Genomic DNA, 12,016 nt, shown 5'->3' on the forward strand with positions numbered 1-12,016 from the left:
TACCTTTCTTTCTATTCCCCCTATTTTTTTAGGTCGTCAAGCACCCGATTCCATCCAAAAGCCTGTATCTAGATTTATTGTCTTCTGCTTTCTTACGTCTATTATTTTTCAGATAGGGTTCAGATTTTATTTTATAAATGAATTTGAAAAAAGAGGATATGTAGCTTGTCAGGGCATACCATCAGGCTGGATGCCCGGTATGGCAACCAAGTATGCTCTCAACGAAGAGTTATGCTTGAAAAAATCTGATTGAAAAAATGCTATTTTGGGTAATTTCTTCATCACTCAACGACAGCCACTCATAGTGGCTTTTCATTTTCAATAGGTGCTCTCCTGCGAACTCTGAGAATCCTTTAGCTAAATCTACAGGTATTGGCTTATCTCCAGAGATAGACGCTTCCCTTGCCTCAAATTTGGTTCTACGAGCTTCTTCATAGATTTCTGTTTGAACTTCTAGTAGATAATCATCAATATCACTTTGCGTTAACTGTCTCATTTTTCTCACAATCGTCTGTAACTGGCTGTTTTCTATCCTACCAAGTTTCAGCAATGAAATGAAAAACATCAGTCTGGATGTGAGAAATCTCGCCCTTTTTATCTCAGTACATGCCAAAGATGATTTAAAAAAGCGGTTATCTGGTAAACGAAAGTAGAGGTAGAAAGTACCATTGCGACGGAACGTATAAGGAAGAGAACAAAAGTTGATGTATCCCATCATGTATCCCACTCAATGTGAAATGCAGACGGGACACACCAACTCATTGTTTTTAAAGAGGAGTGGAGTTGACCGGTAAGCCGGGTTCTGTCGTGGACAGTCATTCCTCTAGGCCAGCAATCGCTCACTGGCTCAAGCAGCCTACCCGGGTTCAGTACGGGCCGTACCATGTGAACCCCTATTTGGCCTTGCTCCGGGTGGAGTTTACCCTGCCACGAACTGTTGCCAGCCGTGCGGTGCGCTCTTACCGCACCCTTTCACCCTTACCTGATCCCACTTACGCGGGCCATCGGCGGTTTGCTCTCTGTTGCACTTGTCGTAGGCTTGCGCCTCCCAGGCGTTACCTGGCACCCTGCCCTATGGAGCCCGGACTTTCCTCCCCTTCACCTGTCTCCCCCGAAAGGGACGGCAGCGAAGCGGCGACTGTCTGGTCAACTCCGCGGCGGATTATAATCACATTACTGTTGAATGTCATCTTCCGCTTGCTCTTGAGCACTATCTTGCAGCTCAAGTGCGTACTTATAGAGAGCATTCTTTTTCACGCCATGAATCTCTGCCGCCAACGCTGCGGCTTTTTTCAGCGGCAACTCTTTTTGCAATAATGCCAGAGTACGTAATGCAACGGCCGGTAAAGCATCATCAGCTTGTACTTTATGTCCTTCGACAATCAAGACCATTTCGCCTTTGCGGCGGTTTTCATCTTCCTGAACCCAAGCCAACAACTCGCCAACCGGTGCGCCGTGGATAGACTCCCAAGTTTTGGTTAATTCTCTGGCGAGTACCACATAGCGTTGTGGGCCAAGTACGGTTACCATGTCCTGTAAACTTTCCAACAAGCGATGCGTTGATTCGTAGAAGATCAGTGTTCGAGGTTCCTCAATCAGCGCTTGCAGAGTATCCTTACGTCCTTTGGTTTTCGCAGGCAGGAAGCCTTCGTAGCAAAAACGATCCGAGGCAATACCGGCGGCAGAAAGTGCTGTAATCGCCGCACAAGCGCCCGGGAGTGGCACCACCCTGATGCCCGCTTCACGACAACGGCGCACTAAGTGGTAGCCCGGATCGTTGATAAGTGGCGTACCTGCATCTGAAACCAGTGCAATACTCTGGCCTGCTTGCAGTTTCGCCAGCAAATGATCGGCTTTTTGTTGTTCGTTATGGTCATGAAGTGCAAACAGGCGGGCGTTGATCGCAAAATGCTGTAATAACAACCCTGTATGGCGTGTATCTTCTGCCGCAATCAAATCAACGCCTTTCAGTACCTCTAACGCCCGGTGGGTAATATCCCCTAAATTACCGATTGGGGTGGGTACCACATAAAGCGTAGATGCAGAAATCACTGCTCGATCGTGTTGATTCATTGTTTCATCCGAATTACCGATTTAATATTGAGCATCTTGAAAAAAACATCACTGGATACAGTATGCTTTCCTCAACATTCGTTCGTTCCAAAGCAGGGCTGGTCCCTGTAGTTCTGGCCGCACTGATTCTGGCAGCCTGTTCAGGCAGAGCGCCACAGACGCCGCCACCCGCAAATATACAGGACGAAGCAAGCGCGAACTCTGATTATTATCTGCAACAGTTGCAACAGAGTGGTGATGATAACAAGGCTGACTGGCAATTACTCGCCATTCGTGCCCTGTTACGTGAAGGGAAAATCCCTCCGGCGGCAGAACAGCTCGGTACGCTACCGGCTAATCTGAGCGATACGCAACGTCAGGAACAGCAATTACTGACCGCAGAACTGCTGATTGCGCAGAAAAATAACCCTGCTGCTGCTGATATTCTTGGTAAGTTGGATGCGACCCAACTCTCAGCTAACCAGCAAGTTCGTTTCTATCAGGCGCAAATTGCCGCCAATCAAGGTAAAGCCACTCTGCCACTGATTCGTGCGTTTATCGCTCAGGAACCCTTACTGAAAGATAAAGCCCATCAGGATAATATTGATGGCACCTGGCAATCGCTGGCACAACTGACACCACAAGAATTGAACAATATTGTGATTAATGCAGATGAAAACGTGCTGCAAGGTTGGCTGGATTTACTGCGTGTGTATCAGGATAACAAACAAGATCCCGAGCTACTGAAAGCCGCTATTAAAGACTGGCAGAACCGTTATCCTCAAAACCCGGCAGCGAAAACCCTGCCAACGGGATTAACGCAGATCAGTAACTTCAGCCAGGCCTCAACGGCGAAAATTGCACTGTTGCTGCCACTCAGTGGCCCGGCACAGGTATTTGCCGATGCTATCCAGCAAGGTTTCACTGCCGCTCAAAATGGGTTACCGGTAGCCGCGCCTGCTGCTGCGACACCCGATACAGCAGCAACCACGCCAACCGATACCGCCGCTGCAACACCTACTGAAGTAGCACCGATTACCACACCGGCACCGGTAGCTGCTCCTGTTGCTGCCAACAATGCACAAGTAAAGGTCTACGACACAACAACGCAGCCTATTGCGGCATTACTGGCTCAGGCCCAGCAGGATGGCGCGACTTTGGTTGTCGGCCCACTGCTTAAACCTGAAGTTGAACAACTGAAGGCCACAACAAGTACATTGAATATCTTGGCGTTAAATCAGCCGGAAGCCAGTACTAACAGTCCCAACATCTGTTACTTCGCCTTATCGCCAGAAGATGAAGCTCGCGATGCCGCGCATCATTTATGGGGGCAGGAAAAGAGAATGCCATTGTTGCTAACCCCGCGCGGTGCCTTTGGTGATCGCATCGCCAAAGCCTTCGCTGAAGAGTGGCAAAAACAGGGCGGTCAAACAGTATTACAGCAAAACTTCGGTTCAACTGCTGAACTGAAACAAGCTATCAACAGTGGTGCGGGTATCCGGCTAACTGGCCAGCCAGTTGCCGTTTCAGGCACGCCTGCTGCGGCACCGGCATCTGTCACCATTGCAGGCCTGACTATCCCGGCCCCACCAGTAGATGCGCCCGTAGTTTCCACCTCCGCTGGTGGTAACATTGATGCAGTTTATATTATTGCGACTCCGGCTGAACTGACACTGATTAAACCGATGATTGATATGGCCACCAGCTCACGTAGCAAACCGGCGCTGTTTGCCAGTTCACGTAGCTATCAGGCAGGTGCTGGCCCGGATTACCGTTTGGAGATGGAAGGTATTCAATTTAGTGATATTCCATTGATGGCCGGCGCTAATCCAGCACTAATGCAGCAGGCGTCGGCTAAATATGCCAACGACTATTCGCTGGTGCGTCTGTACGCCATGGGGATCGATGCGTGGACATTATCGAATCATTTTGCGCAAATGCGCCAAATTCCTGGTTTCCAGGTCAGCGGTACAACCGGTGATTTAACAGCATCAGCCGATTGTGTTATCACCCGTAAATTACCTTGGCTGCAATACCGTCAAGGCATGGTAGTACCGGCGGCGTAAAGTGATTCGGGTGACAAATCTGTCTGAAACAGATTTGAACGCTGCTTGCAGCGGCCTCGCAGAGGCGAGGCCCATGGACGGGCCAAGTAACGAATGTAGCTAACACCCCTGCAACTTCAAGGACGAAGGGAATATGAGCCAACGGAACACTGGTACCCATTACGAAAATCAGGCCCGCAGCTATCTGGAGCGGGTTGGTTTAATTTTTCAGGCGGCTAATGTCACCTACCAATGTGGTGAGATTGACCTTATTATGCGCGACGGGGAAACCTGGGTGTTTGTTGAGGTTCGCTTTAGGCGTAATGCCCTATTTGGTGGCGCTGCTGCCAGCGTCACTCACAGCAAACAACAGCGGTTACTCCGGGCTGCCACCATTTGGCTGGCACAGCGAGGTGCCAGTTTTGCCACAACATCGTGCCGTTTTGATGTTTTTGCCATCACGGGTAGCCAAGTAGAGTGGTTGCCTAACGCTTTCAATACGGATTAACAATTTTTCCGGTTTACTACCGGGCTATGCCCTAAGACGTTGGAGTTGCTGGTTGCCGGCAAGAAAATGACAAATTGGTTGTAAACCATTTTTAACGGCACTTGCACTGCCCCACTGGCTGAGTCGAGTAACGAACGTAGCCAACACCCCTGCGGCTTCAAGTACCAAGGGCATATTAATTTTACTGAGTGGATTAAATCAACGTGCTGGATAGAATCAAAGGCTGCTTTACAGAAAGTATTCAAACCCAGATTGCCGCGGCTGAGGCTTTGCCTGATGCCATATCCCGTGCAGCAATGACGTTGGTTCAGTCACTGCTCAACGGCAATAAAATTCTCTGCTGCGGCAATGGGACTTCTGCGGCTAACGCGCAGCACTTTGCCGCCAGCATGATAAACCGTTTTGAAACAGAACGACCAAGTCTGCCTGCAATTGCGTTAAATGCTGATAATGTTGTTCTGACCGCTATTGCCAACGACCGTTTACATGATGAGGTCTATGCCAAGCAGGTACGAGCACTCGGCCATGCTGGTGATGTTTTGCTCGCTATTTCCACTCGTGGCAATAGCCGTGATATTGTGAAAGCGGTCGAAGCAGCTGTAACCCGTGATATGACCATCGTTGCCCTTACCGGTTACGATGGCGGTGAGCTGGCTGGCCTGTTGGGTCAGCAGGATGTTGAAATCCGTATACCTTCGCACCGCAGTGCACGCGTTCAAGAATTACACATGCTCACAGTGAATTGCTTGTGTGACTTAATTGATAACACTCTATTTCCTCATCAGGACGATTAAAGGAGCACGAATGAAGGTTGGTTATATTTTTGCCATGCTATTCAGCGCCCTGCTATTGCAAGGCTGTGTCGGTGCCGTGGTTGTCGGCAGCGCAGCCGTTGCGACTAAATCTGCCACAGACCCACGCTCTGTCGGCACTCAGGTAGACGATGGCACACTTGAGGCCAGAGTCGTCAATGCGCTGAGCAAAGATCAGCAGATAAAAAGCCAAACACGCTTTGTGGTGACCGCTTATCAAGGGAAAGTTTTGCTGACCGGGCAGTCGCCAACCGCAGAGCTGTCTAACCGCGCCAAACAAATTGCCGCAGGTGTCGATGGCGCAACGGAAGTGTATAACGAGATGCGCTTAGGCAAGCCGGTTGATCTGACTACCGCCTCAATGGATACCTGGATCACCACCAAAGTTCGTTCACAGTTACTGACCGCAGATTCAGTTAAATCTTCAAATGTGAAAGTCACCACCGAGAACGGCGAAGTGTTCTTGTTGGGTCTGGTGACTCAGCAGGAAGGGCAATCAGCGGCACAGATTGCCAGCCAGGTTAGTGGCGTTAAGCACGTCACCACTGCGTTTACCATCGTGAAATAACTCGATTTATTTGCATATAATCAAATATCTACGGGCTTAGCGCAATCTAAGCCCGTTGTCTTTACTGTAATTGCAGTACCGATAGCCAAAGTCATTGGAGTTGCAAGTAGGCAGCCAGCGAATGACAAATTGGTCGGGAACCAATTTGAACAGCATTTATGCTAGCCCGTAGGGTGAGCCTCAAGGATGAGGCTCATTAATCCCGATGAGCTTACGCAGTCAAGTGATTCGGGTTAGTGAGCACAGCTAACACCCCTGCGGCTTCAAGGACGAAGGCTATTATAGGGAATTTTCCTGCAAAAATTCCTTCCCACCCAACTGCCGCATCTGGCGTAAAATCCACTGCTGGCGGGAAATAACATAACCTGATGGCGCATTAACCTTAAAACGCAGCGGATTAGGCAGGACCGCTGCCAGCAGGGCGGCTTCTGAAGCACTCAATTTACTGGCGGGTTTATTAAAGAAATGGCGTGCAGCGGCTTCCACACCAAAAATGCCCTCACCAAACTCGGCAATATTGAGATACACCGTCAGAATACGGCGCTTGGTCCATATCAGCTCGATACCGGCGGTCAATCCCACTTCCAACCCTTTTCGCACCCAGCTACGCCCGTCCCAAAGAAACAGATTTTTCGCTGTTTGCTGTGACAAAGTCGACGCACCTCGGATACGATTTTGATTGCGCTGATTATGGGAGAGTGCCGATTCGATAGCACCCACATCAAATCCCCAATGCTCGGGGAATTTTTGATCCTCAGCCGCCATCACTGCTAGCGCCATGTAAGGCGAAATTTCATCCATCGGCACCCAGTCAGAGTGCGCTACATAGGAAAAATCACCGGTCAACCAGGCGCCCAGTTGCCTTTCGATCATCACCATGGAAAAAGGGACCGGCAAAAAAGCAAAAATCAAAATGCCCGCCAACCACAGTGTGACGATGCCGATCACGCCCCGTTTTCCCCAATACCATAGCTGGTTTAATCTGCGTCTGGCTAACGTCATTCGGTTAAATCCAGCACCTTAGTTACCAACTTATCAATCCCTTTAGCCGCTTCAGAAATTGATGCTGCCAACATATAGGCAGGTGTGGTGACCACTTTATTCTCAGCATCGACCACCACGTCATCGGCAGGGCAAATAACATGCTCTCCACCCATAACTTCAATTGCATCAATAGTATCGGGATCGTTACCAATTGTCAGACGGATCGGTTTACCCAATAGTTTTGGCAACATCACTGGCGCAATACACATAAAACCAATTGGTTTACCTGACTTATGCATTGATTGAATAAGTTTATATAAATCGGAGTCAATAACACATTCAGAACCTTGAGTTGCAAAATCGCAGAGGTTCTTTGCGGCACCAAAACCACCAGGCACAATCAGGGCATCCAATTGCTCTGAATTGGCTAAAGAAAGAGGCTTAATCTGGCCGCGAGTAATGCGCGCCGACTCCACTAACACATTCCGTTTCTCGACCATTTCTTCGCCGGTAACATGATTAATAACATGCAGTTGTGGTTTATCGGGGGCGAAGAACAAAACACTTGCGCCTGCACGATCTAATGCCAGGATTGTTAAGACAGACTCATGTATCTCAGCACCGTCAAATACCCCACATCCACTAAGCACTACACCGACCGTTTTCATCACACCTCTCCTTTTCTTACTCTGTCAATCGCTTAACCCGTTCTAGTGACAAAGACGAATCTCTATCACAAATTTTAATGAATCTTGTAACAAGAGCGCTTACATTTGCTATGTTGTTGCTTGTATGATGTATGGAAGAATCCTTACAACCTGCGAATCCACTCGAAATCGAAATAATATACCCTAAATATTTCGAATTACTGGCAGGCGGTAACTGAGCGAATCCCCAGCGGCTTACATAAGTAAGTGACTGGGGTGAATGAAATCAGCCAACGCACATGTAACTTGAAGTATGACGAGTATCGCAGGTTGACGATTTCCCTGGTGTTGGCGCAGTATTCGCGCACCCCGGCCTCGGTCGGGGTTATTTTTTTTCAGCAACCGCCACCCACTCACGTAACACCTGCACATCATTGCGCCATTCTAATTTTAATTCATCGACCCAATCTTGCACGTTATCCCACCATGCTGGCAGTGTCGGGGTTTGGATCTGCTGTGCAAGCTGCTGGATATGACGCAAACCGACAGAACCGGCAGCGCCTTTAATCTTATGCGCCTCTTCGGTAATGCCCTTTTGGTCCCGTGCCGTCATGTTTGAGTCCAACACCGACAAATAGCTGGGCATCATCTGTTCAAACATTTCCAGGCTTTGATGAATTAATTGTGGGCCAACCAAATCGATGTATTGCTCCAGCATTGCAGTATCAAGTAACGATTCATGGGTTTGCATCACTTTATGTTCCTGTTTTTTCGCCGAGGTTGAGGGCTTATGATCCCAAAATTGCTTAATCATCGCCGTGAGCGCCGGAACTGACAACGGCTTGCTCAGCACGTCATCCATCCCAGCATCTAAATACTCTTTTTTGTCTTTAAGTACGTTGGCGGTCAATGCCACCAGTGGCGGTAATGACTCTGCCCCATATTCCGCCCGAATTTGGCGCGCAATGTCCAACCCGCTCATATCCGGCAACTGGATATCCAACAGCACTAAATCAAAATCATCAGGTTTAAACATCGCCAGTGCATCATGGCCATTCATTGCCACCTCAACGCTGTTGCCTAATTTCTCCAATACCGAGCGCGCGACAATGACGTTCAGCTCGATATCTTCCACCAGCAATACATGCAACGCAGGCAGAGGTATGTCATCACCTGATGGCACACTCGCGGCTTGCTGCACCGCAGGTGCTTTAATGGTCAAGGTAAAGCATGAACCGGCCCCTTGGGTGCTTTTCACCGTAATATCGCCCCCCATGCTTTGTGCCAAGCGTTTAGATACCGCCAGACCAATGCCAGTACCGGTTGCCGGGCGGCCACCATTGCGATCTTTCACCTGATAATACATGGCGAAAATCTTATCCTGTTCATCTTCGGGGATGCCCATACCTGAATCTTCCACTTCAAAGATCAAACGGTCACTCCCCTCACGCCGTACCCGCACCACAATTTTACCTTGCTGAGTAAATTTCACGGCATTGCCGATTAAGTTCCACAGAATCTGGCGCAAGCGGGTGCCATCGGTAATCACTTTCTCCGGCAGCGGCAATTGCGGATCCATAATGAACTTCAGCCCTTTTGGCTGAACCAACAGGCCCGAAAGGTTCTCAAGATCTGCCATAAAACCTGTAAAATCAATTGGCTGATTATCAAGCTGGACTTTACGCCTTTCCAATTTATCCATCTCAATAATATCGTTGAAGATATTCCCAAGAGTGATAGCACTGACATGAATGGTTTTCAGATACTTTAGCTGTTCGCTGTCTAATTCGGTATCAAGCAGGATGCGGCTTAGGCCAACAATGCCATTAAGCGGCGTACGCAGCTCGTGGCTGATTGTTGAGATGAAGGTAGTCTTATCCCTACTGGCGTTCTCCAGCGCATCCTGATAGCGCTTACGCTCGGTTATATCGCGCCCAAACCCCATCAATCCGTGCCGTTTACCCACACGATCATAAAATGGCACTTTACGCAGTTCAAAGCAGGCTTTGCGGCCATCGGGATAAACCAGCCACTGCTCATAGGTAAGAGAGACGTTATGGCGGAAGACTTTCTCGTCGGTTTCCATCACTTTTTCGGCGATATCCGGCGCATAGACATCTTTGGGCGTCAGCCCAACCAGCTGTTTCTCACTCTTGCCCGTCAACAGCTCCATCGCCCGGTTGCAGCCAGAGAACTCATTATCTTCATTGCGGTAATAAACCAGATCTGGCGACGCATCCAAAAAGGATCGCAATAGCGCTGACTGCTGCCCCAACTCAACCTGCGCCTGCTCACGGTGCCCCATCTCTTCTTTTAGTTTATCAACCACTTGTAGGTGCGCTTTTTCCGCTTTTTCACGCTCAACAATTTCCTGATTGAGTTGAGCAATATTTTCGGTCAGTTGTTTATTCAGCTCTAAATCGCGATAACGCATCACTTCAAGCTTTTCAACCAGACGCGACAAGCGCTGGCGCGACTCTTCCAATTGCTCAACCACTACCGACAAGAAATAGACTGCCCAAGGCGTAATCAACAAACCAAAGAAAATGGAACGTACCAGATCGAGGGTTTCAACAGAGCCACTCAGCACCAACGTCACCGCCATCTGCACCACCATGGCCAGTAACACCAACACAGAGGCCAGTAGCAGTGAGAAGCGAACCAGTCCTAACTTAACCATTAAATCAACGTAGTACTGGGCTAATACCCTGATTTGCTTCATAGCAACCCCTGTCAGTGTTTCTGAATATGCCTCGGAATCTATACCCAAAGTCATTGGAGTTGCAGGTGGACAGCCAACAAGCGAATCCCGATGAGCTTACTCAAGTAAGTGATTCGGGTAAGCGAGCGCAGCTAACAACTCTGTAGCTTCAAGGACGAAGGGTATAAATCATACCGTAAAACCGCCAAGAGATAAGATGGCTTGCTTAGAAGTGTGGAAAAGATTGCAAATCACGGTGAGAGATAGGGAAATAAGCCGATTATCTGCCAATAAACGGTAGGCATAGCCAAAATAAGGTGGGGGGCAAAACTTACGGCGTAGCGAGCTAAGCCAGACTGAGTGCGTACAGCGCGGAAAAACCGGAGCGTACACGCAGCACGTGAGGATTTTATTCGCTACGCTCCCCTGCGGGCCGCCCTAAAGGGCGTTTAAAATACCTGCATTTTGTGAGCACTGCACAATCTCAGTATGGCGACGCGCAGTAGCCGGTCATAAAGCAGAGGCCTGCCCGCCATGGGCCAGCATATAATTATTCAGCTCATTCATACCGGTCCAGCGATTCTCGCACCACAACGGGGCCAACAACGTGGGTCTGCGCGCACTGGCAGAGATCCGATGATAGACAATCTGCGCTGGAGTATGGCGGATCATTTCACCCGCAGTCACAACATATTGTTCCAACGCCAGTTCCGCCAACCGCCCTGCCCGCCATGCTTTTCCCATCGTGCTACCTTCCACGATATGGAGTGGATGCAGTTTTAACCCATCAACACCGGTTGCCACCACTTGTTCTAGCGTTGCCATATTCTGTGGCTTATCTTCGCCGGGTAAGCCGACAATCAAATGACAGCATACTTTCAGCCCACGGGCACGGGCGCGGCGGGCTGTTTGCTGATAACAGGCGAAATCATGCCCACGGTTAATACGTTTGAGCGTTTTATCATTAGCGGTCTGTAGCCCCAACTCAAGCCAGACTTCATAACCTTGCTGGTGATAACCACTCAATAAATCCAATACCGCATCCGGGACACAATCGGGCCGGGTTCCCACACACAAACCGACAATGTCAGCTTCGGCTAAAGCCTGTTCATACATCACAGCTAAAGCATTAACCTCTGCATAAGTACTGGTATAGGCCTGAAAGTAAGCCAGGTAACGTTTTGCCCGATTAGTTTTTTTTGCCTGCGCCGCTAGCTGCTGCGCAATACTCTGTTGCTGCATGTTCTCATCGGCAAATGAAGCCACCTGACAAAAGGTACAGCCCCCCCGACCGAGTGTTCCATCACGATTAGGGCAGCTAAACCCGCCGTGCAGCGTGAGTTTATGCACTTTTTCACCGTAACGGCGCTGTAAATCCGCACCAAACATATTGACTAATTTCTGCAACTGCATAATCTTGGCACTGCCTGTCAAAAAAGAGCTTAAGGCTACCCGCTAGCGATGCAATTCGCGATGACAGAGATCAACTCCCACGCCCTTGGGTGCAACCTCGCATAACCATTCATTATAAATGCAAATAAAATCACTTGACCAATGATTAAATTTTCTTATTGCCACCAACCTGTTAGCGCTTCTATTACAATTCAGTGAAAAATAGTTTTATAAACCAATAAATATTTAAATCGCAGAATTTAACTCTGACATCCCCGCCGGCACTAGCATGGTGCAGAGATTTGTC

Annotated in this window: 10 protein-coding genes, 1 other RNA gene and 1 pseudogene; 5 read left to right on the forward strand and 7 right to left on the reverse strand. The window is 49.0% G+C overall.

Annotated features, from left to right (window positions below; genetic code table 11):
- A pseudogene (locus tag V2A85_RS17970) lies at positions 1-253 on the forward strand (hypothetical protein); the annotation flags it as partial.
- On the opposite strand, the gene V2A85_RS17975 reads toward V2A85_RS17970, so the two are convergent.
- The 3 genes from V2A85_RS17975 to rsmI form a co-directional block, all read right to left on the reverse strand.
- Positions 230-718, reverse strand: a complete 489-nt coding sequence (locus V2A85_RS17975) for a hypothetical protein (protein ID WP_420072005.1) — start codon at positions 716-718, stop codon at positions 230-232. The pseudogene V2A85_RS17970 and the gene V2A85_RS17975 sit on opposite strands and share 24 nt — an antisense overlap.
- A gap of 57 nt (positions 719-775) precedes the next feature.
- An RNA gene (gene rnpB, locus V2A85_RS17980) (RNase P RNA component class A) lies at positions 776-1,154 on the reverse strand.
- 19 nt (positions 1,155-1,173) lie between these two features.
- Entirely contained in the window at positions 1,174-2,073 is a 900-nt protein-coding gene (rsmI, locus tag V2A85_RS17985; RefSeq protein ID WP_372560450.1) for a 16S rRNA (cytidine(1402)-2'-O)-methyltransferase, read from the reverse strand.
- A 62-nt stretch (positions 2,074-2,135) separates the two neighbouring features.
- Here rsmI and V2A85_RS17990 point away from each other — a divergent pair, with 62 nt between their 5' ends.
- From V2A85_RS17990 to dolP, 4 genes are all read left to right on the forward strand, one after another.
- Positions 2,136-4,118, forward strand: coding sequence for a penicillin-binding protein activator (locus V2A85_RS17990; RefSeq protein ID WP_420072006.1), 1,983 nt, complete (start codon positions 2,136-2,138; stop codon positions 4,116-4,118).
- A gap of 133 nt (positions 4,119-4,251) precedes the next feature.
- A complete protein-coding gene (locus V2A85_RS17995) occupies positions 4,252-4,605 on the forward strand; it encodes a YraN family protein (RefSeq protein ID WP_083162306.1) in 354 nt (117 codons plus the stop codon).
- A gap of 203 nt (positions 4,606-4,808) precedes the next feature.
- Entirely contained in the window at positions 4,809-5,399 is a 591-nt protein-coding gene (diaA, locus tag V2A85_RS18000; RefSeq protein WP_004710884.1) for a DnaA initiator-associating protein DiaA, read from the forward strand.
- A gap of 10 nt (positions 5,400-5,409) precedes the next feature.
- Positions 5,410-5,985, forward strand: coding sequence for a division/outer membrane stress-associated lipid-binding lipoprotein (gene dolP, locus V2A85_RS18005; RefSeq protein ID WP_005166550.1), 576 nt, complete (start codon positions 5,410-5,412; stop codon positions 5,983-5,985).
- A gap of 279 nt (positions 5,986-6,264) precedes the next feature.
- Here the strand turns inward: dolP and mtgA are convergent, their stop codons facing one another.
- The 4 genes from mtgA to V2A85_RS18025 all read right to left on the reverse strand — a co-directional run bounded on the left by mtgA (position 6,265) and on the right by V2A85_RS18025 (position 11,730).
- Positions 6,265-6,987 (reverse strand): monofunctional biosynthetic peptidoglycan transglycosylase, encoded by a 723-nt coding sequence (gene mtgA / locus V2A85_RS18010; protein ID WP_372560448.1) that lies wholly within the window; start codon positions 6,985-6,987, stop codon positions 6,265-6,267.
- The gene (gene elbB, locus V2A85_RS18015; RefSeq protein WP_372560447.1) at positions 6,984-7,637 is read right to left on the reverse strand and encodes an isoprenoid biosynthesis glyoxalase ElbB; all 654 of its coding nucleotides are present in this window, start codon (positions 7,635-7,637) and stop codon (positions 6,984-6,986) included. The genes mtgA and elbB overlap by 4 nt, the downstream gene beginning before the upstream one ends.
- A gap of 364 nt (positions 7,638-8,001) precedes the next feature.
- Positions 8,002-10,338, reverse strand: coding sequence for an aerobic respiration two-component sensor histidine kinase ArcB (gene arcB, locus V2A85_RS18020; protein WP_372560446.1), 2,337 nt, complete (start codon positions 10,336-10,338; stop codon positions 8,002-8,004).
- A gap of 489 nt (positions 10,339-10,827) precedes the next feature.
- Positions 10,828-11,730 carry a TIGR01212 family radical SAM protein gene (locus tag V2A85_RS18025; RefSeq protein ID WP_420072007.1) on the reverse strand — a complete coding sequence of 301 codons (903 nt, stop codon included), beginning with the start codon at positions 11,728-11,730 and terminating at the stop codon, positions 10,828-10,830.
- Positions 11,731-12,016: the final 286 nt, after the last annotated feature.

The organism is Yersinia sp. 1252 StPb PI, from assembly GCF_048593885.1.
GTDB lineage: Bacteria > Pseudomonadota > Gammaproteobacteria > Enterobacterales > Enterobacteriaceae > Yersinia > Yersinia enterocolitica_E.